The sequence below is a fragment of the Streptomyces sp. NPDC004788 genome, from assembly GCF_053601115.1.
In genome coordinates this window covers 46138-70709 of sequence record NZ_JBSGBF010000031.1, presented here as the reverse complement: position 1 = coordinate 70709, position 24572 = coordinate 46138, and the positions used below count along the sequence as shown (strand labels likewise).

Below are 24572 nucleotides of genomic sequence, written 5' to 3'. Positions count from 1 at the left end.
CGAGCACCGGGACGTGGCGCAGCTTGGTAGCGCACTTGACTGGGGGTCAAGGGGTCGCAGGTTCAAATCCTGTCGTCCCGACTGTGCGGAAACGCAGGTCGGAGGCCGTTCTCTCATCCACGAGAGGACGGCCTTTCGTGCGTCCGGGGGCGTGGTGGTCGCCATGTGGTCGCACGCCCGGGCCGGGGCCTCCTGGAGTGACCGTCGTCGGCCACCGCAGGCGAGGTCGGCAATCCCGTAACGCCAGAAATCGCCCAGAAAGGACAGCTTTCTCGCGCGCGGCAGGGAGCCGTGGTGCCGGCGCATCACGCCGCAGCCCGCACCCCCGCGTGGAGGAGCTCTGTCTCCAGGTCCTGGGCGTCGCCGTCTGCGCCGGAGGCGTTTGCTCGGTGGCTGGGCGGCGTCGGCCGGGGGCGCGCAGTGAGTGGTGCGCGCCCGCTGGGCGGAAGCCGCAGTCGAATGGTGCTCCAGAATAAGCCAGTTGATGAGGCGGAGGGGCGCGAAAAACTTGTGCACCCGATCGGATGCTCCGGTTGCGCCATTCAGGTGGCGCCTGGACGGGATGTCCTTTTGGTGCGTCTTGGATGGCGTCCATGATCTTTTCAGCAGCGACGTGGGCACCCTCCTGCCCGGTCGGCGATAGCGGTGTCCCTCTGCCCGTGCACCGCGCCGTCGCCACAGTGGCACTCCGCGAACCGGACCGAACCGCGGTCGTGGAGGAGGGCGGCAAAAGCTGGTCGTATCGCGAACTCTGCGCCTGGGCACGGGAGTTGGCCGCAGAACTGCGTGAGTCCGGGGTCGGTCCCGGGGCGACGGTCGCGGTGCGGCTGCCGCGCTCGGCCCGGCTGATCGTCGCCTTGATCGCGGTCTTCGAAACCGGCGCCGCCGCCGTGGTGCTGGATCCGCGTACGCCGGCCGAACGGCTGGCGGCCGTCGAGTCCGACGCGGGATGCGTGGCGGTGCTCGTGCCGGCCGGAGAGACCGCGCGCCCGGGCGGCCCCAGGCCCGTCGCCGTGGCCGCCTCACCCCGTGCGGCGTCCCTCGCGGCCGAGGCGCTGCGTCCGGCCGTACCGGACGGCGAACTCGACCGCGTGGCCTGTGTGTTCTACACCTCGGGATCGACCGGCCGCCCCAAAGGCGTCCAGATCACCCACCGCAACCTGGGGCGTTTCGCCGCCGACCCGCACTGGGACGGGCCCGGGCACCGAGTGACGGCGCTGGTCTCCGCGCTCGGTTTCGACGCGCTCAGCCATGACCTGTGGCTGCCGCTCACCCGGGGCGGCACGGTGGTCGTCCCGGGCGAGGACCGGGTGGACGCGCACCGGCTGGCCGCTCTGGTCGCCGCTCACGGCGTCACCGGTGTCTTCCTCACCACCGCCTGGTTCAACCAGATCGCCGCGGACGACCCGGACGCGCTGCGAGGGCTGCACACGGTCCTCACCGGTGGCGAGGCCGCCGACCCGCGGGCGTTCGCGCGGGTCCGGGCCGCCTGTCCGCACGTGGCGCTCGGTCACGTCTACGGCCCGACGGAGTGCACCACCTTCACCACCCTTCACCCCCTGCCGCCCGGGCAGCCGGTACCGGAGACACGGGTGCCGATCGGCACCGGGCTGCCGGGGACCGCTGTACGGCTGCTCGGCCCCGATCTCGCCGAGGTGCCGGCCGGCGAGGCCGGCGAGGTGTACGTCGCGGGGGAACAGGTCGCCCGGGGCTACCTGAACCGGCCCGGCCTGACCGCCGAACGCTTCGTCGCCGACCCGTACGGCCCGGCCGGTGCACGCATGTACCGCACGGGCGACCTCGCCGTGCGCGGCGCCGACGGCGCTCTGGAGTACCTGGCGCGCGACGACGACCAGGTCAAGATCCGCGGCCACCGGGTCGAGCCCGGCGAGGCGCGCGCCGCTCTGGCCGCCCTGCCCGGGGTCGCCCGGGCGGTCGTGGTCGCGCGGGACGGTCGGCTGATCGGTTACGCGGTCGCCGAGCGCGACGCCGCAGGCGTCACCGGGGAGACCCTTCGCGACCGGCTCACGCGCGTACTGCCCGAGTACCTGGTGCCCACGGCCGTGCTGCTGATCGACGACATCCCGCTGACCGTGAACGGCAAGGTGGACCGGGCGGCGCTACCCGCGCCCGCCGCCGTGCGAGCCGGAGCCGGTACGGCGCGGACACCCGCCGAGCGGGCGCTGTGTGCGGCCTTCGCCGAGGTGCTCGGCCTGCCCGGGACCGGTACCGACGACGACTTCTTCGCCCTCGGCGGGGACAGCATCACCGCGATGCGCCTGGTCAGCCGCGTACGCCGGGAGAACGTGGCCATCAGCTCGCAGGACGTCTTCCGTCTGCGCACCCCCGGCGCCCTGGCCGCCGCCGCGCAGGCGACGGCGCCCGCCGCGGACCTGTTGCACCAGTCGGCCACCGGCCGTCTCGGGCTGCCGCCCATCGCCCTGTGGCTGCGCGAACAGGGCGACGGCGTCGCCGAGTTCGTCCAGTCGGTACTGCTCGAGACGCCGCCCGGCCTGGAGCAGGGGGCGCTCGTGGCGGCCCTGCAGGCGGTGGTCGACCGGCACGACGCCCTGCGCACCCGGCTCCCCGACCCGTCCACCGAGGCCGTGTGGCAGCCTGAGGTGTTGCCCCCGGGCGAGGTGGCGGCGAGCGCCCTCCTGGACGTGGTGGACGTGCGGGAACTGCCGGACGCCCCCTCGGCCCGCACCGTCCAGGAGGCGGTGGAGCACGCCATGCGGTCGCTGGACCTGCCCGCGGGGCGGACCCTCCGGGCCGTGTGGTGGGACGCCGGCCCCGAGCGGCCGGGCCGGCTGTTGTGGGCCGCGCACCATCTGGTCGTGGACGGGGTCTCCTGGCAGGTGCTCACCCAGGACCTGGCGCGGGCCGCCGAGGACCCGCGCGGCCTGGGCGCCTGGGGGACGGCCACCCCGTACCGGCGCTGGGTGGAGACGCACAACGCCCGGGCCGACAGTGCCGAGGTGCTGGCGACCCTGCCGCACTGGCGGGCAGCGAGCGTCCCGGCGGCCACGCCGTGGCCCGCGCGCGGGCAACTGGACCCGGAACGGGACACCATCGCCACGTCCCGCACCCTGGAGTCGGTGCTCCCGCCCGAGGTCGGCCGGGCCCTGCTCACCACGGCCCCGGCCCACTACGGCGCCACGACGCAGGAGCTGCTGCTGGCCGCGCTGACGGTGGCCGCCGCCCGCCGCGGCGCTTCCCGGACCCTGGTCCTGGACACCGAGGGGCACGGCCGGGACCCAGTGACGGGCGGCGCGGACACCGAAGTCTCCGCGACCGTCGGCTGGTTCACCTGCATGTTCCCCGTTCGCCTCGACTGCCCCGCGCGGGCCGCCCGCCCGGCGGACCCCGGCGCCGAGGAGACGGCCCTCGCCGAGGCCGTGCGTGCCGTCCGGGAGCAGTGGCAGCGGGTGCCGCAGGATCGCGCCTCGTACGGGCTGCTGCGCCACCTGCACCCCCAGGCGGCCGGACTCCTGGCCGCCGCACCGGGACGGCCGGTGCTCTTCAACTACCTGGGCCGGTACGCCGTTCCGGGCCGCGATCCCTGGCCGTACGCCGCCGAGGCGCCCGTTCTCGGCATCCATCGGGCCGCCAGGCAGCCGCTTTCCCATCCGCTGGAGATCAACGCGGTCGTCGACGAGCGCAGCGGGGAGCCGTTGCTGACCGCCGTCTGGCGCTGGTCGACACGGCTGGTGGACGGCGACGACGCGGCGGGTCTTGCCGCGGAATGGGCCGGTGTGCTCGCCGCGCTCGCCCGCGCGGCGGACGCCGGTACGCGGGAGCGGGCAGGGGTGGCGACCGTGCCCGCGCAGCGTACGGAGGAGCGGTGGCCTTGCTCCCCGCTCCAGGAAGGGCTGCTCTACCACGCCCACAAGGGCGAGGGAGCCGCCGACCCCTACCACGTCCAGACCGTGCTCGACCTGGAAGGGCCGGTGGACCCGGCCGCGCTGCGCGTGGCGCTGTCCGCGCTCACCGACCGGCATCCGGCTCTGCGGGCCGGGTTCCGGTGGGACTGCCAGGGGCGGGCTGTGCAGTCCGTACCGGAGACGGTCGAGGTCCCACTGAGGGAAGTCGACCTCACCCGGCTGCCCGAGGCGGACCGGGAACATGCCGTCGCCGAGGAGACCCGCCGGGACCGGGACGAGCCGTTCGACCTGGCCGTGCCGCCGCTGCTGCGGGCCGTGCTGCTGCGCCTGGGTGAGGGACGGTCCCGGCTGCTGCTGAGCTACCACCACATCCTCATGGACGGCTGGTCGATGCAGGTGGCCCTGGCCGACCTCGCCGACCTGTACGGCCAGGCCGCCTCGGGCGCCGTGCCGAGGCTCACCGCCCGGCCGTCAGCGCTTGCCTATCTGCGCCATGTCGCGGATCAGGACGCGGAGTTGGCGGGCAAGCACTGGCAGGCCCTGCTCGGTGACGCGACCGAACCGACGCTGCTGACCTCGCCCGGCGGAGCGGAGCGGACCCGTCCGCACACGGTGCTGCTCGAACTGCCGGCCGAGCGCACGGCCGCCCTGCGGGCGAAGGCCCGCGAGCGGGCGCTGTCCCTGAACACCTTGGTCCTGGGCGCCTGGGCACTGGTCCTTGCCCAGCTGACCGGCCGCACCGACGTGGTGTTCGGCACCGTCGTCGCCGACCGCCCGCCCCACCTGCCCGGCGTCGAGTCCATGGTCGGCCTGATGAACAACGCCGTGCCGGTACGGGTCGACACCGCCGCCGTCGCCGACCGGGGCGGCCTGCTGACCGCCCTCCAGGAGCAGCGGACCGAGATGATGCCTTTCCAGCACCTGGGCCTGGCGGAGATCATCCGGGCCGCCGGGCTGCGCGAACTCTTCGACACCGTGGTGGTGCTGGAGACGTATACCGACGCCTTCGCCACGCGGTGGGGAAGCGATCTGCGCGTGACGGCCAGCCGGGTGGAGAACGGCACGCACTACCCGCTGTGCGTGCTGGTCTCGCCCGGCGAGCGGATGAGGATCCGGGTGCAGTACCAGCCGGGGAAGCTCGGCGAAGACGGAGCCCGGGAGATCGGCGCTCGGTTCGTCGAAGCGCTGGACGCGCTGGCCGACGATCTGTCCGTGCCCGCCACCCACCCGGTCGCACCCGTGAGCGCTGCGGGCCGACCGCAGGCGGCCGAACTGCTGCCCGCCGCGGTGCCGGTGCTGGAGCGGTTCGCGGCGCACGTGCGCACGGCCCCCGGGCGGGCGGCCGTGGTGGACGGGGACGGGGTGCTGGACTACCAGGGCCTGGACGCGGCCTCGGACCGGCTGGCAGAAGAGCTCGCCGCCCGGGGCGTCGGGGCCGAGGACGTGGTGGCCCTGTGCCTGCGGCGCGGCCGGTACGCGGTGACCGCGATGCTCGCGGTGCTCAAGGCCGGTGCCGCCTACCTCTGGTTGGATCCGCGCCATCCCGCTCCCCGCGTGGCGGCCCTGGCCGCAGAGGGGCGCCCCGCACTCCTCGTCCTGCAGCCGGAGTTCGACGAGGCCCTGGCGCTGGTCGACGCCGCCGTGCCGCGGATGCCGCTGGAGCCCCGCCACGTGTCGCCCGAGCCGCTGTCCGGCGACCGCTCGGTACGACCGGCGCGGCGGCCCGGTCACCCGGCCTATGTGGTGCACACCTCCGGGACACAGGGCACGCCGAAGGCGGTGGTGATGCCCGGCGCCGCCATGGACCGGCTGGTGGACTGGCACGCGCGCCGCTTCCCGGCCGAACCGGGCGCGGTGACGGCCCAGTTCACCTCGATGGCGTTCGACGTCGCGACCCAGGAGGTCCTCACCGCACTGTGTACGGGGCGGACGCTGGCCGTCCCCGACGCCGACACCCGCGCCGACGCCGCCGCGTGGACCGCCTGGCTGCGGGCCCACCGGGTGACCGAGCTGTTCGCCCCCACGCCCGTGCTGGCGGCCCTGTGCGAGTTCGCCGACGGCGAGCGGGAGTCGCTGCCGGACCTGCGGCATCTGGTCCAGGCCGGCGAGGCGCTGGTCGTCGGCCCGCAGCTGCGGGCTCTGTGCGCCCGCGGGGACAAGCGCCTGCACAACCACTACGGCCCGGCCGAGACGCACGTGGTGACCGCCGGCGAGGTCACCGGGGACCCGGCCGACTGGCCCGCGCGCCCCGGCATCGGCAGTCCGGTGCCCGGGTCCCGGGTGATGCTGCTGGACGCGGGGCTGAGGCCGGTCCCCGACGGACTCGCCGGCGAGCTCTACCTGGCGGGCGACCAGGTGGCCCGCGGTTATCTGGGCCGGCCGGGGCTGACCGCCGCGCGGTTCGTCGCCGATCCCTGGGGGCCGCCCGGCTCCCGGATGTACCGCACCGGCGACCTGGCCCGCAGGCTTCTGGACGGCACGCTGGAATTCACCGGCCGCAACGACGACCAGGTCAAGATCCGCGGCCACCGGATCGAGCCGGACGAGGTCCGGGCCGCCCTGGCCGCCCTCCCCGGCGTGGTGCAGGCCGCCGTGGTGGCCGGGCCGGACGGACGCGGCGGCAAGGAGCTGACCGGATACGCGGTCGGCTCGTCGGAGACCGCTGCGTCCCTGGAGGGCGGCGCGCTGCGCGACGCGCTGGCCCGGGTGCTGCCGGACTTCATGCTGCCCGCCCGGGTGATGGTGCTGGACCGCATGCCGCTGACCGTGAACGGCAAGGTGGACCGGCGGGCCCTGCCCGAACCCCGGCGAACCCCGGCCGGGCTGCGGGAGCCGCGCACACCGGCCGAGCGGGTGGTGGCCGAGGCGTACGCCGACGTCCTGGGCCTGGAGCGGGTGGGCATCGACGACAACTTCTTCGACCTGGGCGGGCATTCGCTGCTCGCGGCCCGGCTGCTCCAGCGCCTGCGGGAACACTTCGGCCCCGCGGCCACCCTGGCGCAGGTGATGCAGCGGGCCACCCCGGCCGCCCTGGCCGCCACCCTCGCCCCGCTCCCCGTACCGGCGGCGGACCCGGACACCAAGCCGACCGCACCCACCAAGCCGACCGCACCCACCAAGCCGACCGCACCCACCAAGCCCACCGCGTCGACCACACCCACCAAGCCCACCGCGTCGACCGCACCCACCAAGCCCACCGCGTCAACTGCACCCACCAGCCCCACCGCGTCGACCGGTCCCGGTGACCCCTCCGTATACGCCCGTGGCTGACCAAGGGCCGGACCCGGCCCGAAGCGGCAGGGACCGGACGCGTCCTTCGACATCCCTCAGCAGCCCTGCCCCCGGCTGATCACAGCACCACCCGGCGGCGGGTCGCCGCCGCCATCCAAGGAGACCCATGAACCCCTTCGACGACACCGACGGCGCGTTCCTCGTGCTCGCCAACGACGAGGAACAGCACAGCATCTGGCCCGCCCACATCACCGTTCCGGACGGCTGGCGCGAGGTACACCCCCGCGCCGACCGGGCCACCTGCCTGGCCTGGATCGAGACGTCCTGGACCGACTTGCGACCGCGTTCGCTGCGGACCGCCGGGGCCGCTCGATGACCGCCCCGGACGCACCCGGGGCCTCGACACCGGCCCGGGACCAGGACACCCCCGCACTGAGCATCGCCGTCGTGGCGGCCCTGCCGCAGACCGCTCCTCCCCTGGTCGAGGCGCTACGCACGCTGGGGCACCGGGTCCCGGTCGTGATCGGCTACCGCCGCCCCGCCGACTGGCCCGGGCACGTGCTCGGCGAACACGATCTGCCACCAGGCGTTGACCTGGCCGTTCCCTCCCGTACGGAATCGGTCGCAGGGCTCCTGCACGCCTACGCCGTGGACGTGGCCGTCAGCTACGGCTACCCGCGAAAGCTGCCCGCCGCCGCCGTGTCCGCCCCCCGCCTGGGCACGGTCAACTGCCATCCCTCCGACCTGCCTTCCTACCGGGGCCCCAACCCGGTGGGATGGGCCGTGCGCAACGGCGAACACAGGATCGGCGTGACCTGGCACCGGATGGACGCCGAACTGGACACCGGCTCCGTGCTGGCTCGCACGACGATCGCCCTCGACGAGCAGGCCTGGTCCTTCACCGGAGTCAACTCACGAGTTCTGGAAGCCGCTTCGGGAATGCTGCCGCACGTACTGCGGCGGCTGCTGCGCGGCGACGAAGGCGAACCGCAGCCGCAGCGTGAGGGCACCTGGGCCGGATTCTTCACGGAGGACTACGCCACGGTGGACTGGTCCGCGAAAGCCGCACACATCCACACACAGGTACGCGCGTGGAACATCGCCGGCCACCACCCCCGCGTGCAGGGCCCGGTAGCGATGATCGACGGATCACGGTGGCGGTTGCGCCGGACCACGCTGACACAACCGCCCACGGGCACCGGACGCCGCATCACGTGCGGCACGGGCGACCTGTGGGTCCTGGCAGCCGACCTGCTGGACTAGGGTCCGCGGCGAAAACGGGTGCTCGTTCGTGGCACGTCCTGTGGAACGTGCGGAGCTGACGAACGGCCCCTGGGTCCGGCTTGAGCCGCTGCTGTCGCGGCGTCAAGCCGGACCGGCCCGCAGGCGGGGCTGCGACGCCCGCTGACCGGCGCACGACACCGCCCACGTCGTCGCCGGAATCCGCTCCACCCGCGCCACGCTTCGGAGGCGGGCCCTTCGGGTATGCGGCGTCGGTGGCGGCGCCGGCCCGGCTCACCCGCGGCCTGCCGCCTCCGGCTCGCGCGCGTGGGGGCCTGCTGTCGTCGAGCCCGACCAGTGACCGACCAGCTCCGCGTAGTGCGGGCTGCGTACGAGGAGTTCGGCGTGGGTGCCCAAGACCGTCCGGTCGCCGTCCAGGAGCAGGACCCGGCGGGCCCGGGTGGCCGAGGCGAGCCGGTGGGCGATGACGACGAGGGTGCCGGGGCGCTCGGCGAGTGCGGCCTCCGCGCGTTCCTCGGCGACCGGGTCCAGATGGCAGGTGGCCTCGTCGAGGACCACCACCGGGGCCGCGCAGGCGTGGACCCGCGCCAGGGCGAACAACTGCCGCTCACCACTGGACAGTTCCCTGGCGGGGGAGTGGAGCCGGGCATCGAGCCCCCCGAGCCGGTCGATCACCTCGGCGAGCCCGACCGCCGCGGCGGAGTGCTCCAGGCGGGCCCGGTCGGCGTCGGGAGCCAGATAGGCCAGGTTGGCGGCGACCGTGCCCGGGAAGACGTACGCCTCCTGCGGGACGAGCGCGAACAGCCGGCAGCGCACTGCCTCATCGAGGTCCGTCACCGGGTGGCCGTCGACGCTCACCGTGCCGGCGGTCGGGGGGACGAGCCCGGTGAGCAGCGCGGCGAGGGTCGACTTGCCGATGCCGCTCGCGCCGACGACGGCGAGGTGGTCGCCGAACGGGACGTCCAGGCTGAGCCGGCGCAGCACGGGCTCGGCGTGCGGGCCGTACGCGAAGTCGAGATCTCGCACCGAGAGGTCCGGGGCCTCCCCGCGCGGGCGGCGCGACGGCACACGCGCCGGAGAACCGGACGACTGGAGCTGCCCCGACGACGACCTGGACTCCTCCGGCAGCTGGGACGGCGGGGACTGCTGGGGCTGCTTCGACGGCTGGGGCTGATGGGACGAACGGGACCGCTGGGACTGCTGGGACGGCGGGGACTGCTCGGACGTCCGGGTCTCCTCCGACCGCTCCGACCGCTCCGACCGCCGAGGCTCCGGCACCATCGCCGCCTCCGCCAGCCGGTGGAGGACCACGCCCAGCTGGCTCCAGTACCCGGACACCGCACCGGCCAGCATCTGCAGGGCCGGCAGGAGGTGGGCCGCCACATAGGTGGCCGCGCCGACCACGGCGCCGGGGCTGACCGACCCCTGCGCCACCAGGTTCGGGCCGGCCAGCAGCAGGAGCAGCAAGGGCAGTTGGCCGCCGAGCAGGACCACCGGGACGCGCATCGCGGCCGCCAGGCCGACGGCGACCTGCGCCCTGGCCGCCCCGGTCACCGCCTGCTCCACGACCGAAGCGGCGTGCGGCTCGGCCGCCAGCGCCGTGATGTCGCGGGCCGCGCCCAGCGCCGCCCCGACCCGCCCCGCGACCTGCTCCTCGGCGAGGACGAGCAGCCGCCGGCGCGCCGTCAGGCGGCGCATCGACCAGAAGAACACGGCCAGCGACGGAACCAGCGGCGCCAGCACCAGTCCGGCGAGCAGCGGGTCGAGCGCGGCCAGTCCGATGACGGCGGCGAGCAGCGACATGCTCAACGGCCGGGCGGTGCGCAGCAGTGTCCCGGTCAGGTTGCGGACCGTCTCCACCTGGCCGTTCAGCTGGGCGACGGCCGCGGATCCGCCGCCGCGCCCGCCGGCGGTGGCCCGTTCCAGCACACCGCGCACCACCCGGCGCACCAACGCGTCCCGCAGGCCCTCGACCACCTCGGCGAGGGGCGTGAACAGGGCGCGTTCGGCGGCGGCCCGGGCGAAGAACACCCCGGCCAGCACGGCGATCCAGGCCAGGCCGACGCCCGGCCGGCCGGCCAGGAACCCGTCGTCGAGCGCGGCCGCGGTGACCCAGCCCGACGCCAGGGCGGGGGCGGCCTCCAGGACCGACCACGCGGCGATGCGCCGCAGCGGCCGCCCGCTGCCGCGCAGCCCTTCGGTGAGCAGCCGCGCCGCGGGGGCGCTGAGTCCGAAGCCGATCCTCATCGGTGTTCGACGCGGCACCGCTCCTCCTCCTTGGTCTCCTTCGTCATGGGATCCGGGCCGAAGACCGCCCGGTAGCCGGGGTCCGCCCAGAGCAGGTCGTGCGGGCCGAAGGCGCGGATCCGGCCGCCGTCCAGCCATGCGACGAAGTCGCAGCGGGCGGCGGTGGCGGCGCGGTGGGCCACCACGAGCCTGGTGCGTCCGGCCAGCAGGTCGGTGACGGAGCGGCTGACCTCGGCCTCGGTCGCCGTGTCCAGGCCCGAGGTCGCGTCGTCCAGGACGTGCACCAGGCCCGGGCGCAGCAACGCCCGTGCGAGGCCGAGGCGTTGGCGTTCGCCGCCGGACAGCGGGGTCTCGTCGAGCGGGGTGTCGTAGCCGGCCGGGAGCCGTCGGACGAACCGGTCGGCCCGCGCGGCCCGGGCGGCCCGGACCACGTCCTCGCGGCCTGCCCCCGGCCGGCCGGCGGAGATCACCTCGTGGACCGTGCGTCCGTACAGCTCGGGCCGTTCGAAGGCGTGCACCACGAGGCCGCGCAGCCGGTCGAGGGGCAGGTCGCGCACCGGGACCCCGCCGATCGCGACCTCGCCCTCGTCGGGGTCGGTGAGCCGTCCGAGCAGGCCGGCGAGCAGGCTCTTGCCGGCGCCGGTACGTCCGACCAGGGCGACGGAGGAGCCGGCGGGCAGGTCCAGGTCGAGCCGGTCGAGGACGGCTTCGCCGGCGTGGCGGACGGTGATGCCGCGCAGCCGCACGGCGCCGTCCGCGGGCGTGGCGCGCCCCGTACCCCCGGCGGGCGGTTCGTGCCGGAACACCTCGGAGAGCCGGCGGGCGCCGGCCCGGGCCTGGGCGATGGCGAACAGGGCGTCGATCTGGTCGACCAGGCCGGAGGCCATGGCCAGGTAGCCGGAGACGGCCAGCAGGCCCGCGGGGCTGAGGTCGCCGCGGGCGACGGCCAGGCCGGCCACCGCCAGGACCAGCACCTCGGTGACGGGCAGCAGCAGTCCCAGGCGCCACACGATGTCCCGGTTGGTGCGCCACGTCGCGTGCCCGGCGGCGGACAGCTCGGGCAGCGGTTCGAGCACGCGGTCGGTCTCCGTGGCGAGGGTGCCCGCGGCCCGGATGGTGCGGGCGCCGACGAGGGCGGCCATCAGCCCGTCCGCGATCCGGGACTGGGCCGTGAGGTAGTTCTCCTGGGCCCGGCCCGCCTCCGTCATGAAGCGCCGGGCGATCAGGACCGTCATCGGCATGGCCAGGGTGAAGGCCAGTCCGGCCTGCCAGTTCGTCCACCACAGGGCGGCCAGGGCCGCCACCGAGCCCAGGAGCGAGATCGCGCTCTCGGCGGCCCGGGCGGGCAGGCCCGCGGCCATCGGCGCCGACTGCACGACCTGGGTGACCGATTCGCCGACGGCGTGCCGGGACCGGGGCCCCAGCGCCAGGAGATGGCGGACCGTCAGCATGCGCAGCCGGTGGGTTCCGGTGGCGTTCACGGAGGAGGCCAGTGGTCCCGCGGCCGCCTCGCAGAGCCCGCCGACGGCCAGCGCGGCCGCGAGGAGCGCGGCGGGGCCGCGGACGTCGGTGCCGTCGAGGACGGCGCCGACCGCGGTGGCGAGGAGTGCCGGCACGGCGACGCCGACCGCGATCCGCACCGCCATGAGGACGGCCAGGCCGACCAGGCGCGCGCGTACGGGGGCCAGGGCGGCGCGGACGGGCCGCAGGGCCGGGGAGGGAACCCCGGCGCCTGCGGCCGCAGCGCCGGTGTGGTGCTCAGCCACCGCTGGCTTCGCAGGTCGCCGGACACGTGACGCAGCAGGTGCAGCAGCAGGCGTAGGCTGCCGTCTCCGGCGCCGGCAGGATCTGCAGGGCGTCGAGGTCGATCTCCATGTCGGTTGTCCTCTCGGGGAGTTGACGCCCACCGGGCCGCCCCGGTGTGAGGGGCGGCCCGGTGGCGGGTGCGACGGTGGGGAAGGCCGGCCGGGCCCGCGGCCGGGGCGGGAGGTGTCCGCCCTCGCCGGCCTTCGCACCGGGCCTACGAGCCGCTGACCACGCAGGTGCTGTCGCAGGTGACGCGGCAGGTGTAGCCGCAGACGGTGGCCTGGTCCTCTTCGGCGGGCAGCTGCTGCAGGGTGTCGAGGTCGAGCTCCATGACGGTGTTCCTCTCGGTAAGTGTGGTGACCGTCAGCGGTTCGCTGTCCGGTCGGTGAGTGCGGTGACGGTCAGCGGTCTGCTGTCCGGGGCTTCGTACGGATCTAGCCGGTGACGATGCAGGTGCTGTCGCAGGTGCCGGGGCAGGTGTAGCCGCAGACCATGGTCTGCTCCTCTTCGGCGGGCAGCAGCTGCAGGATGTCGAGGTCGAGCTCCATGACGCTGTTCCTCTCTGGAGGACGGCGACGGCCGGCGGGCCCGCCGGCCGTCGGTTCGTACGAGTGCCGCACGCCGGTGGCGCGGCAGTCGCCGGGGTCCTACTCGCCGCCGGTGGCGAGGCAGGTGGCGGGGCAGCTGACCGAGCAGGAGAACTGGCAGATGAGGGCCTGCTCCTCTTCGGCGGGAAGCTGCTGCAGGGCGTCGAGGTCGAGCTGCATGGTGATCACCTTTCAGTAAGGGGGTGCGGCGGCGCTCCGGCGGAGGACCGCGTCGGGTCGGGCGACGGTCGTCAGGACGCGTCGGCCGAGGTGTAGGGGCAGGTCATGCTGCAGGTCCAGCCGCAGATGGCGGCCTGCTCCTCCTCGGTGGGAAGCTGCTGCAGGGCGTCGAGGTCGAGCTCCATGGGTGGTCACCTCCTTTCAGGGGGGGGTGAGGTGCGGCAGTCCTCCGGCGGAGGACCGCGGCGGGCCGGGCGACGGTCGTCAGGACGCGTCGGCCGAGGTGTAGGGGCAGGTCACGCTGCAGGTCCAGCCGCAGATGGCGGCCTGCTCCTCCTCGGTGGGAAGCTGCTGCAGGGCGTCGAGGTCCAGCTCCATCAGTGATCACCTCCTCTCGGGACGGGTGCTGCCGGTACGGATCCGGGCGGGCCGGGGTGGCCCTCTCCGGTGAGGAACCGCACCACCGATGCGACGACCGGATCGGCGGTTCCCGTCCCGAGCGCGGCGTGACCGCGGTCGGGAAGCTCCAGGTAGTGGAAGTCGGTGCCGGGGCGGCGGCCGAGGGCCGCGAGCCGGGCGGCCAGCGCCCTCGAGTGGGCGACCGGTGTCGAGTCGTCACGGGCGCCGTGGACGAGGAGCAGCGGCGCTTCCAGGGCGGGGGCCAGGCGCTCCGCGTCCCGCGGCCCGAGCCGGTCGTGCAGGACCGTCAGCCCGTCCAGACGCTCGACCATGCTGCGGATCTGCGCTCCGCCGTCGGCGTGCAGCCGCGGACCGGACAGGAACGGCGCCACGGCCGCGCAGGCCGCCCAGCCGCCGGGTTCGGCCGCCGCCGCGATCAGGGCCAGGAAGGCTCCGTAGCTGACCCCGTACAGGGCCGGCCGTCCGCGTCCCGTACCGCGTTCGCGGGTCAGGAAGCGTCCGACGGCGGTGACGTCGGCCAGGTCCGGGCCGCCCCACGCCCCCTTGACGGCCAGCGTGTGGGCGGCGCCGTAGCCCGTGCTGCCGCGCTGGTTGAGCGCGACCACGGCCGGGCCGGCCGCCGCCAGCGCCTGCAGGAACGGGTCGAAGGCGAGGGTCCAGCGGCTGTTGGGGCCGCCGTGCAGGGCGAGCACGACCTGTCGGGCGGTGCGCCAGTCGGGCCCGTACACCACGGCTTCCACCGGACCGTCCGCCCCGGGGAAGGTCTCCAGGCGGGCCGGAAGGTGGCCGGGACGGGCCGGTTCGGGGAGTTCGAGGGCGGTGCCGGCGGGCGGCACCCAGGCGAGGGCGCGCGGCCGGCCCGGGTCGGAGTGCGGCAGCCACAGCCCGTTCCTGGTCCACGCCGCCGTCGGCAACAGGTCCCCCGGCGGCATGTCGACGTGCCGGGCGTGGCCGGAGACCGGGTCCAGGAGAGTGAGGTGCGACCTGGCCCCGGAAGCGGTGAGCAGGGCCAGCCGGTCGCCGTCCGGGTCCAGCGCGAGCGGGTGGACGGCGCCGGGGAGACCGGTGTCGCCGTGGACCGCGCGCGGGGGCGCTTCGCCGTCCAGGTCCGCCAGGGCGAGCCGGTTGCCCTCGGGGGTGAGCCGGGCGAGCAGCACCTGTCCGGCGGCCGCCGCCAGCACATGGGCCGGATCGCTCAGCACCGTCAGGTCGCGCAGGCCGCCGTCGCGCAGGTCCAGCACGAGCGGCCGTGAGACCCCGTCGAGCAGGCGGGTGAAGAGCACCCGGTGGCCGAGCACGATCCCGCCGAGCAGCTTGCCCGGGACCCGGGCCAACTCCTCGAAGCGGGGCCGCTCCTCCCGCACCGCCACGACGAGCGTGTCGGGTGCGGCGCCGCCGCTCACGCCGAGGGCCAGGAGTCCCGGCCCCTCGGGTGCCGGAAGCAGCCGCAGCGGCCGCCCGCCGGGCACGGAGAGGGTGTCCCGGTGCCCGTCGGCGGTCAGCCGGGCGAGCGACTGCGCGCCGCGCGCCCCGTACCAGGAGGACAGCACGCTCGTGCCGTCGAGGGGCAGGAGCTGGGTCCAGGTGGGATCGGTGCGCAGGCCGGTCCGCAGTTCGAGGCGGGGACCGGTGGGGCCCAGACGCCAGCCCTCGGCGAAGTGGCGCCCGTCGGTGTCGGTCGCCACGCAGGCGGCCCGCAGGCCGTCCGCGGAGAACTTGAAACTGGTACGGGTCGTCACCTCGGCGCCGGTCGGCGCGGCCCGGTGTCCGTCCGGCGGCAGGACCGCGGTACGGGCGCTCACGGCCGCACCTCCGTACAGCCGTCCTGCTCGCCCCGCGCGGACGCGGGGGTCGCCGTGGCCGCCGGACCGTCGGCCATCCAGGGCCGCGGTCCGCCGTGCCGCAGCCGGAGCAGGAAGCCGACGACACCGCTCAGACCGACGTTCCAGTCGGCGGTGACGTCCCGTCCGCTCTCGTCGGCGACGAGCAGGCGGCCGTCCCGGACGGTGTGCCGGGCGTACAGCGACGCCGCCAGCTCCTGCGCCCAGTCCCGGTACGGACCGCCGACCGCGTCGGCGAGGTCGAGCAGGAACTCTCCGTTGCCGGCCAGGCCGTGGCAGGCGGCGGTGGACGAGTTCCACCGCATGCCGCGGACCGCGATCGCGGCCTGCTCGGCGGCGAGCAGGTGGGCGGGGTCCTGGGTGTCCTGCCAGAGCCGGACCAGGAACGTCCCGACACCGGACGCGCCGCTGCACCAGTGGTACAGCATCCCGCTGCCGGGCGCGTCGTCGCGGTCGGTGCGCCAGCGGGCGCCCCACGGACCCCGTTCGGCTTCGGCGACAAGGGTGTTGCCGGCATCGACGGCGGCATCGAGGTACGTCCGCTCGCCGGTGGCCCGGGCCGCGGCCAGCAGCGTGTACCCGACGCCGGCGACGCCATGGGCGAAGCCGAGGTGCCGGATGCCCGCGAGGGCCGAGTCGAAGTCCTTGGGGACCGGCCAGTAGACCCGGTCGCCGTCGTACTCGGCGGCGGCCAGCAGGGCGTCGGCGGCCTCGGCCGCCCGCCGGCGGAACTCCTCCCGTCCGGTGGCGTGCCACAGATGGAGCTGGGTGAGCGCGCTGCCGGCGGTGCCGTGGCAGACGTCCGGGTTGGGCCAGCGCACCGGCAGGGCCAGCGCCAACTCGGTCGCGTGCGCGGCCAGTTCGGGGTCGTCGAGGCGGCGCGCGGCGTCGTGCAGCGCCCAGGCGGTGCCGGCGCGGCCGAAGTACAGCCCGGGCAGCGGCTGCGGCACGTCGGTGCGGCGGCGGTCGAGCCAGCCGGCCACCCGCGCCATGGCGGCGCGCAGGTCGTCGCGGTCGCCGGCGGGGCCGGCGTGGATGTCGGCGAGGGTCAGCAGGCCGAGCACGCCCGCGGCGCCGTGCTGCACGTTGCAGGCGTCGCTGGTGCTGCCGAATCCCGTACTGGGCCACAGCCGCGGGGTGTCGTCGCCCGGGTCCGGGAGGGTGGCCAGCAGATGGGCCAGTCCGTCGTCGACGAGGAGCTGCTGCATCCGGGGGGCGAGCCGGTCGGAGGGCAGCCGCCCGTCCGGAGAGCCGTCGCCCGAACCGCCGCCCCGGGGCCGGTCGTTCGCCGGGCCGTCGACGTCGAGCCCGTCCAGGAACTTGCCCAGCCGGGCGAGGGTCCAGCGTGCTTCCGGCGCGTCGCAGGTCAGTCCGAGCACGGCGGGCGCCAGCAGCCGGGCGGCCCGGTTGCGCACCCCGCTCATGGCGAGCAGGCCGGCGAGCTGCGGCCGCCGGGACGGTGACGCGGGGCGGTCTTCCGGGAAGGCGGGGGCGGTGCCGACGGCCAGGTAGAAGAGGACCGCGCCGAGCGCGTACAGGTCCGACTGGAGGCCGGGCGCCGGGCCGAACCGCGGCCCGCGGGCCAGCTCGGGACCGGCGAACCCCTCGGTGAATCCGCGGGTGGTCCACTGCCCGGGGCGGACCGCGAGCTCCGGGTCGATCAACCGCAGTCCGCCGTCCGGGCCCACCATGACGTTGTTCGGGGTGAAGTCCCGGTAGACCATCCCCCTGGCGTGCACCTGCGCCAGCAGCGCGGCGAGCCGGCGGGCCGTCTCCACCACCCGCGCCGGCTCCAGGCCCGCCAGCCGGTCGGTGCGGTCCAGCTCGTCCTGCACCCACTGGGTGAGGGTGCTCCCGGGCAGGGACTCCTGGACGAGGAAGGTGTGGCCGTCGAGGTCGAACAGCTCGACGTGCCCTGCGGCGATCCCGTCGAGCTCCGTGAGCGCGGCGGACTCGCGGCGCAGCACGTCCCGGGCGTCCTCGCCCGTCACCCGGGTGCCGACGTGCGCCCGGGCCTGCTTGACCACCACCTCCGCGCCGGTCCGGTGGTCGAGCGCCCGGTAGATGCCGCCCCGGGCCGAGTGCCGGATCGCCTCGCGGATCTCGTACCGGTCGACGAGCAGGACCGGCCCCGGAGTCCTGGGCGCGGCCGGTGCCGGAGTCCGGGGCGTGGCCGGTGCCGGAGTCGTGGAATTCCCCGGCTCCGCCGGGAAGGGCGACACGGCCCAGGCCGGCGGGGAGAACCACGGCTTGCGCAGGTCCTCCATGGTGGTGCCGTCCGGCGCCTGGACCCGCAGCTGGTGGCTGCCGTCGTTGGTCAGCACCGGCACCCCGCCGTACACGCCGTAGCGGTAGTGCACCAGGCTGCCCGGGCGCAGCCGCCGGTCGGAGAGGATGGCCGGGCCGGGCAGTCCGGCGGTGGCCTCGTCCAGGGCGGCGGCCAGCGTGCGCAGCTGCTCGTCGTCCGCCGGGTAGCAGGTGACGATCTTGCCGCACTGGGCGCGGTCGTAGCGGTCCGAGGTCATCTCCTCGACCACCGCGATGCTCTTGGCGAACTTGAAGCCGCAGCCGGCCGCGACCAGGACGGTCGCCGCGCGGTGCACCACCTCGGGAGCCGAGAGCCGGGTCGCGGACAGGTGCAGTTTCCAGCCCTGGATCCGCTCCTTGCGCCCGGGCGGCATCACCCGGCACCAGACGTCGTCCTCGGTGACGGTCCAGTCGTGTGCGTCGTGCTCGGCGAGGACCGCCTGCGCCAGGCCCCGCAGACGGAAGCCGCCCGCCGATCCGGCCGTGGCGCTCCGCTCGCTCGACCCTCCGACCTGCTGCACCTGCTGCCTCCCGTCCTCGTGCCGCCCCGGTGTCCGCCGGGCACGGGAAGGAAGCTAATGCGGCGGGTGCGCATCGCAGATCGTGGATTCCCGCAGGCCCAACCCGTATTGGGCGGCCCTCGGCGGGGCTGCGGGAAACCACGACACGTACGTACGGGAGTACGTGCCGGGGTACGTACGGGAGTCCGGGAAACGCGTCGGCCCCGGCGCCTTCCCGTGGTGCTGCGGGAAGGCGCCGGGGCCGCTGATGGAGCCGCATGGGGCCGCTGATGGGGCCGTATGGAGCCGCTGTCGGGCCGCTGTCGGGCCGCTGTCGGGACTCTGCCGGGACCGCTTCGGGTCAGACGGAGTCCAGGGCCTTGGCGAGCGCCCCGCGCCGGGCGATGCCCAACTTGTTGTAGACGCGCGTCAGATGCGTTTCCACGGTGCGGACGCTGACGAACAGCCGGGCGGCGATGTCCTGGTTGGTGAGCCCTTCGAGGACCAGGCCCGCGATCTCGCGTTCCCGGGCGGACAGGACGGAGTCCGCCGGTCCGCCGGCTCTCGGCGCGGACGGCCCGTGGTCCTGTGGGCGTTCGTCCTCCGCACGCCCCGACCGGAACGGCCGGTGCTCGTGCGGGCGGCCCCCGGACGGGGAGGGCGAGAGCGCGTACGCGTCACGCAGCTGCGCCGCCGTCCTGCGCAGGCCGTGCGCGCCGGCCCGTTCGAACTGGCCCTCCGCGGCGTCGACCGCCCGGGCGAAGCCCTCCGCGTGCCCCAGGGTGCCCGCGGAACGGGCCGCCACGAGGTACGCCTGACCGGCCTTGACCGGCATCCCGGCCGCCGCCAGCCGTTCGCCGGCCCGGCTCGCGAGATCCGCCGCCCACTCGTGCTCGGCGCGCACGGCCGCGAGCCTGGCCTCGGCGAGCTGCGCCACGGCGGCGGTGATCGCCAGACCGGGGACCGGGATACGGGTCGCCTGCGCGACGTGCCCGGCGACCGCCTCGACGTCCCCTTCACGGGCCCAGAACTCGGCCGCGAGGGCGTGGCCGTTCACGGACATCGGATCGGTGCGCTCTCCGTTCGGAGAGCCGAGGAGCCGGACCGCCTCCGTCGGCGGGATCAGAGTGCCGAGGGCCAGCGCGGCCTCGATCCGGACGTGCCGGACGAAGCCCGCCCACATCCAGGTCTCCGGCTCCGGGTAGCCCTCCAGGAGGGCCAGGGCCGGCGCGGCGGCCTCGGGGCCGGCTCCCCACATGACGGCCCGCAGCCGCAGGGCCGCCGCCGGCGGCAGCATCTCCGTGGTGCCGAGTGCCCGGCCCAGTTCGAGCGCCGCGTCCGCGGCCGCCAGCGCCTCCTCCATGGGACCGGACTGGACCAGCAGCGCCGCGCGAACGGAGTGCAGTTCCGGGAGCATGTAGCGGTGCCGGTGGGTCTCGGCGAGCGCGATGGCCTCCTCGACCCGGCGCGCGCAGCGGTTCGGACGCTCCAGCAGGATCTCCGCCCAGCACAGGTCGGGCAGTCCGCCGAGGAGCCGCAGCCGCTCGCTGCCCGTGAGGCAGTCGGCCAGGCGCTCCGCCGAGTCGAGTGCGTCGACGGCGCCCGTGACGTCCCCCCGGATGATCAGACAGAGGCTTTTGAGGGTGTCGGCGGCCGCGGCGAGCTCGGGGCGGTCCGACGGGATGTCGAGGGTGGCGAGTCGGCCCAGACATCGCTCCCATCCGCCGAGCATCATCTCCCGTCTGGCCAGGCTGATTTCGGCCTCCACCGGCGCGCCCGGCCGGCCGGCCGCCGCCTTCTCTGCAAGGGCTGCCGGGCCTGCCGTACCGCACTGCCGGCGCGTGAACGGTCCCGAGCCGGCCGGTGCGTCCTTGGCGGCTCCGGTCTCGCGCAGCAGCCGGTAGGCGCGCTCGCCCCGGCCGCGCAGCCGCTCGCCCAGGGCGAGGAGATCCGCCGCGGCCGTCGAGCCCCCCGCCGAAGCGGTGAGCAGCGGACGCAGCACCCCGGCGGCTTCGTCGAGCCGGCCGGTGACCGTGAGCGCCCGCCCCAACAGCACGGCGGCCCGCCGCAGTTGATCGCTGTCGCCCCGGTCGCCGAGCACCCGCAGGACGATGCGCAGGCGCCGGATGCTGGTCTCGGGCGCGTCGTGCAGCTCCGCCCGGGCGATGTCGATCAGCCGGGCCAGCTCGTCCCCGGACGCCGTGTGGGCCAGGTGTTCGACGTGCGCGGCCCAGGCACCGGGGGCGGCGCCGCGCCGGTCGAGGTGGGCGGCGGCCCGCCGGTGCGCCTCGACCCGCCAGGCCGGGGCCGCGACGCGGTAGCCGACCGATCCGAGAAGCGGTCTGCCGAACCGGTACCACCCGGCGCTGCCGACCACGCAGCCGTGGTCCGCCAGTTCGTCCAGGGCGGTGCCGACCTCGCGCTCCGGCAGGCCGGCCACCTCCGCGACGAGCGCCGGGTCGAACTCCGCCCCGGCCACGGCGGCGGCCTGCAGCACCGCACGGGCGAGGGCCGACAGGCCGCCGAACTCGCCGAGCAGGTCGGGGTCCGGGTGCCAGCCGTCGAGGAGGCCGGCCGGCCGGGGGTCGCCCGCGGCCAGTTCGGCCGCCAGCTCGTCGGCCAGGTCGGCCGGGAGCCCGGCCGTCAGGGAGTGCAGGGCGCGCAGCTGGCGGGGGTTGCCGCGGCCCGCCGCGACGAGCCGGCGCTCGCGGGCTGGCGGGGCCCCGGGCAGCAGCAGGCCGGCGTCGGCCGGGGCGAGCGGGCCGAGCGCGATCCGCAGCGCCACGGCGTCCCCGAGGGCCCGCGCCAGCCACGGCGGACAACCTCCGGAGCGGTGCGCGAGCACGAAGCCGAGCCGCTGGTCGGCCGGCCCGCGTAACAGGTGTTCGAGCAGCCGCAGGGACTCCTCGTCGGCCCACTGGAGGTCGTCGAGGACCAGGACCACCGGGGTGGGACCGGCGTTCTCCAACAGGGCCTCCCGCAGCCTGCGGTGCCTGCGGTGGCGCTGTGACGCCACCGCGACCGGCTGCTCGCCGAACTCCTCCAGCAGGTCCAGCGCCGAGGTGCGGTACAGGGCGTGCATCAGCAGCCCGTAGGGTACGTCGGCGTCGGCCGGCGTGGCCGCCGCCCGCAGCACCACGCGCCCCGCCGACGCCGCCCGCTCGCCCACGGCCGCGAGCAGCCGGGTCTTGCCGACGCCGGCCGTCCCCTCGACCACCGCGACCCTGCTCGTTCTACGGCCGTCGGTCAACAGCCGCACGAGCTGGTCGAGTTCACCGTCCCGCCCGACCAGCGGTACCGACGGCGCACTGGTCGTGTCCGCCGTCGTCACCGCATCCGTCACCGTTCGAAACACCAACATCTCCCCTGATGCCAGCGGGCACGGTGCCGACCGCCCGTCCAGGACGATCGCCACCAGACCTTCACGTCTCGCCCGTAAGATCCCCCGAACTGAGGCCGATCATCGCTTCCGGTCGCCCTTCCTGTCGAGAGGCCGATCGGCTGCGGATGGCCGGGGCCGCGAGCTAGGAGAGCGGCCGGTCGCCGGCGGGCAGGGCCTGTTCGGCCCAGATGACCTTGCCTTCGGCCGTGTAACGAGTGCCCCAGTGCTCGCTGATCTGCGCCACGAGGAACAGTCCGCGGCCTCCCTCGTCGGTGCCGGCCGCGTAGCGCAGGTGCGGGGCGGTACCGCTGCTGTCCCACACCTCGCAGGTCAGGGTGCGATCGCGCAGGAGACGCACGCGGACCGGCGCCGCGCCGTACCGTATGGCGTTGGTGACGAGCTCGCTGAGGATCAGTTCGGTGCTGAAGGCGAGTTCCTCCAGGCCCCACTCCTGGAGCTGCTCGGCCGCGCGGCTGCGCACGGCGCCGACCTCGCTCGGGTCGAACGGCACGTCCCACTGGGCGACCTCCCCGGGCCCCAGGGTGCGGGTCCGGGCGATGAGCAGCGCGATGTCGTCGGACGGCTGACCGGGGAGCAGGGCGTCGAGTACGGCGCGGCGGCTGGCGTGCGGGTCCCGGTCGGGGTGGCTCAGCGCCGCGCGCAGCTCTTCCACGCCCTCGGTGATGTCCCGGCTCCGCTCCTCGACCAGCCCGTCGGTGTACAGGACCAGCTGACTGCCCTCCGCCAGGTGCAGCTCCGCCGTCTCGAAGGGCATGCCGCCGAGACCCAGCGGAGGGCCCGCCGGCAGTTCCGAGATCGTCGTCGTGCCGTCCGGGGCGACCACGAGCGGTGGCATGTGTCCGGCCCGTGCCATCGTGCAGTTCTGGGAGACCGGGTCGTAGACGGCGTACAGGCAGGTCGCTCCGAGGACGCCCCCGTTGGGGGCGGTGCCGTCGCCTTCCCGGTCCATGCCCTGGACGAGGTTGTCGAGCCGGGCGAGGAGTTCGTCGGGCGGCAGGTCGAGGGAGGAGAAGTTGTGCACCGCGGTCCGCAGCCGCCCCATGGTGACCGCGGCGTGCAGGCCGTGCCCGACGACGTCTCCGACGACGAGCCCGACGCGGCTGCCCGGCAGCGGGATCACGTCGAACCAGTCTCCGCCCACTCCGGACTGCGCGGGCTGGTAGAAGTGCGCGACGTCCACGGCGCTCTGCTCGGGCAGGTCCTGCGGCAGCAGACTGCGCTGGAGCGTCACGGCGAGGTTGTGTTCGCGGGTGTAGCGGCGGGCGTTGTCCATGGTGACCGCGGCGCGGCCGACGAGCTCCTCGGCGAGGGACAGGTCGTCCTCGTCGAAGGGTTCCGGCTTCTGCGACCGCCAGAAGTTGACCACCCCGAGCACGACGCCCCTGGCTCTGAGCGGAGCCGCGATGAGCGAGTGGATCCCGTAGTCGACGATCGCCGACGTCCGCTGCGGATCCTGGGCGTGCCAGCCCGGCGCGTTGTCGAGGTCGGGTACGAGTTCGGCCGCGCCCGTGCCGTATCCGCGGGCCTGTGGCGTGGACGGCAGGAAGTCGATGAGGGTGCCGAGCGGATACAGCGGGTGATCGGAGCGGATGCCGTCGACCGCCGTGCGCCGCATGTCGGCGCCCGGGCCGGGCTCGTCGCCGTTCAGCACCGCCTCCGCCAGGTCGACCGTGACGAAGTCCGCGAACTGGGGAACGGCGACGTGTGCCAGTTCCTCCGCGGTGCGCACGACGTCCAGCGTGGTCCCGATGTCGCCACCGGCGTCGTAGAGGAGCTTGAGCCGCCTGCGGGCCGTCTCGGCCCGGCTGCTCAGGAGCTGCATCTCGGTGGAGTCGCGGATCGTGACCGCCGAGCCCCGCGGGCGGCCCCCGGGGTGAGTGGGCCGCTGATTGACCACGAGCAGCCGGTCTCCGGCCTCCAGCACCTCGTCGGTGGCCACCCGGCCGGAGAGCAGCAGGTCCGCCATCCGGCGCTCCAGGCCGACCTCGTCGACCGAGCGTCCCTCGGCGTCGTCCGGCAGGCCGAGCAGCCGTCGGGCCTCGTCGTTCGCCAGCAGCAGCCGTCCTTCGCCGTCGGTGATCAGCACCCCTTCCCGGACGGCGTGCAGCACCGCGTCGTGGTGCTCGTACATCCGGGTCATTTCCTCGGTGCCCAGCCCGTGGGTCTGGTGGCGGAGTCTTCGGCTGATCAGCGCCGTGCCAATGGTGGCCAGCGCCAGACCGCCGGCGATGGACAGCAGGACGACCGGCAGCTGCCGGTCGGCGATGCCGGTCACGCTCTTCACCGTCAGACCCGCCGAGACGAGGGCGACGACATCGCCGTGGGGCGAGGTGACCGGCACGATCGCCTGGATCTCCTTGCCGAGCGGCCCGTGCACGCTCTCGGTGTGCACCTGTCCGGCGAGCGAGGGTCCGATCGTGCCGACGAACCGCTTGCCGATGCGGTCGGGCTGCGGGTGGCTGTAGCGGATGCCGTGGGTGTCCATCACCACGATGAAGTCCACCCCGGCGGCCTTGCGGGTCTCCTCGGCGAGTGGCTGCAGGATCGAGGAGGGGTTCGGCGTCTTCAGCGCCTCCTGCAGACCCAGGGACTTCGCGAAGGTCTGCGCCACGGAGACCGATCGGTCGCGCGCCTCGCGGTCGACGTCGTGCCGCGACTGCAGCACCAGGGCCGCCAGGGCCCCGGCGGCGAGCAGCACCACGATCGCCACCTGAAGGACGAAGACCTGCCCGGCGACGCTTCCGAATCTTCTGCCTAGGTTCGACCGCACCGGCACGGCGGACACGAGGGACAGGACGCGCTCACAACCCCAGTTGTAGCACCTTCACGCGGCCAGGTCCTCCGGTGCTCACGGTGCGCGTCGGGACCGCCGCACAGGGTCTCCGCTCGACTCAGGGGGTGCGGACGCCGGTCCGCACCCCGTC

15 protein-coding genes and 1 tRNA gene are annotated in these 24572 nt (G+C 75.0%); 4 read left to right on the top strand and 12 right to left on the bottom strand.

Translation table 11 applies throughout. The features are described 5' to 3' along the window. The first annotated feature begins 7 nt into the window (after positions 1 to 7). From ACWEJX_RS16430 to ACWEJX_RS16415, 4 genes are all read left to right on the top strand, one after another. A tRNA-Pro gene (locus tag ACWEJX_RS16430) sits at positions 8 to 81 on the top strand. Between the two features lie 443 nt (positions 82 to 524). Further along, positions 525 to 7154 carry an amino acid adenylation domain-containing protein gene (locus tag ACWEJX_RS16425; RefSeq protein ID WP_451608122.1) on the top strand — a complete coding sequence of 2210 codons (6630 nt, stop codon included), beginning with the start codon at positions 525 to 527 and terminating at the stop codon, positions 7152 to 7154. 127 nt (positions 7155 to 7281) lie between these two features. Next, positions 7282 to 7491 (top strand): MbtH family protein, encoded by a 210-nt coding sequence (locus ACWEJX_RS16420; RefSeq protein WP_451608121.1) that lies wholly within the window; start codon positions 7282 to 7284, stop codon positions 7489 to 7491. Continuing rightward, entirely contained in the window at positions 7488 to 8378 is an 891-nt protein-coding gene (locus ACWEJX_RS16415) for a methionyl-tRNA formyltransferase (RefSeq protein ID WP_451608120.1), read from the top strand. The genes ACWEJX_RS16420 and ACWEJX_RS16415 overlap by 4 nt, the downstream gene beginning before the upstream one ends. 252 nt (positions 8379 to 8630) lie before the next feature. Here the strand turns inward: ACWEJX_RS16415 and ACWEJX_RS16410 are convergent, their stop codons facing one another. From ACWEJX_RS16410 to ACWEJX_RS16355, 12 genes are all read right to left on the bottom strand, one after another. After that, complete coding sequence (locus ACWEJX_RS16410) at positions 8631 to 10622, bottom strand: ATP-binding cassette domain-containing protein (protein ID WP_451608119.1); 1992 nt, start codon at positions 10620 to 10622, stop codon at positions 8631 to 8633. After that, positions 10601 to 12370: an ABC transporter ATP-binding protein gene (locus ACWEJX_RS16405; protein ID WP_451608118.1), complete on the bottom strand. Its 1770-nt coding sequence runs from the start codon at positions 12368 to 12370 to the stop codon at positions 10601 to 10603. Before ACWEJX_RS16405 ends, ACWEJX_RS16410 begins: the two co-directional genes overlap by 22 nt. Further along, positions 12363 to 12479, bottom strand: a complete 117-nt coding sequence (locus ACWEJX_RS16400) for an ALQxL family class IV lanthipeptide (protein WP_451608117.1) — start codon at positions 12477 to 12479, stop codon at positions 12363 to 12365. Before ACWEJX_RS16400 ends, ACWEJX_RS16405 begins: the two co-directional genes overlap by 8 nt. 145 nt (positions 12480 to 12624) lie before the next feature. Then, on the bottom strand, positions 12625 to 12741 hold the full coding sequence (locus ACWEJX_RS16395; protein WP_451608116.1) for an ALQxL family class IV lanthipeptide: 117 nt from the start codon (positions 12739 to 12741) through the stop codon (positions 12625 to 12627). Positions 12742 to 12844: 103 nt separating this feature from the next. Next, positions 12845 to 12958: an ALQxL family class IV lanthipeptide gene (locus ACWEJX_RS16390; RefSeq protein ID WP_451608115.1), complete on the bottom strand. Its 114-nt coding sequence runs from the start codon at positions 12956 to 12958 to the stop codon at positions 12845 to 12847. Between the two features lie 99 nt (positions 12959 to 13057). Beyond that, complete coding sequence (locus tag ACWEJX_RS16385; protein ID WP_451608114.1) at positions 13058 to 13177, bottom strand: ALQxL family class IV lanthipeptide; 120 nt, start codon at positions 13175 to 13177, stop codon at positions 13058 to 13060. A gap of 71 nt (positions 13178 to 13248) precedes the next feature. Then, positions 13249 to 13362: an ALQxL family class IV lanthipeptide gene (locus tag ACWEJX_RS16380; RefSeq protein ID WP_451608113.1), complete on the bottom strand. Its 114-nt coding sequence runs from the start codon at positions 13360 to 13362 to the stop codon at positions 13249 to 13251. Positions 13363 to 13441: 79 nt separating this feature from the next. Next, positions 13442 to 13555, bottom strand: coding sequence for an ALQxL family class IV lanthipeptide (locus ACWEJX_RS16375; RefSeq protein WP_451608112.1), 114 nt, complete (start codon positions 13553 to 13555; stop codon positions 13442 to 13444). After that, complete coding sequence (locus tag ACWEJX_RS16370; RefSeq protein ID WP_451608111.1) at positions 13555 to 15399, bottom strand: prolyl oligopeptidase family serine peptidase; 1845 nt, start codon at positions 15397 to 15399, stop codon at positions 13555 to 13557. Before ACWEJX_RS16370 ends, ACWEJX_RS16375 begins: the two co-directional genes overlap by 1 nt. Then, positions 15396 to 18266 (bottom strand): class IV lanthionine synthetase LanL, encoded by a 2871-nt coding sequence (gene lanL, locus ACWEJX_RS16365; protein WP_451608110.1) that lies wholly within the window; start codon positions 18264 to 18266, stop codon positions 15396 to 15398. The genes ACWEJX_RS16370 and lanL overlap by 4 nt, the downstream gene beginning before the upstream one ends. A 340-nt stretch (positions 18267 to 18606) precedes the next feature. Then, positions 18607 to 21576 carry a helix-turn-helix transcriptional regulator gene (locus ACWEJX_RS16360; RefSeq protein WP_451608109.1) on the bottom strand — a complete coding sequence of 990 codons (2970 nt, stop codon included), beginning with the start codon at positions 21574 to 21576 and terminating at the stop codon, positions 18607 to 18609. 193 nt (positions 21577 to 21769) lie between these two features. After that, positions 21770 to 24358 carry a SpoIIE family protein phosphatase gene (locus ACWEJX_RS16355; protein WP_451608108.1) on the bottom strand — a complete coding sequence of 863 codons (2589 nt, stop codon included), beginning with the start codon at positions 24356 to 24358 and terminating at the stop codon, positions 21770 to 21772. Positions 24359 to 24572: the final 214 nt, after the last annotated feature.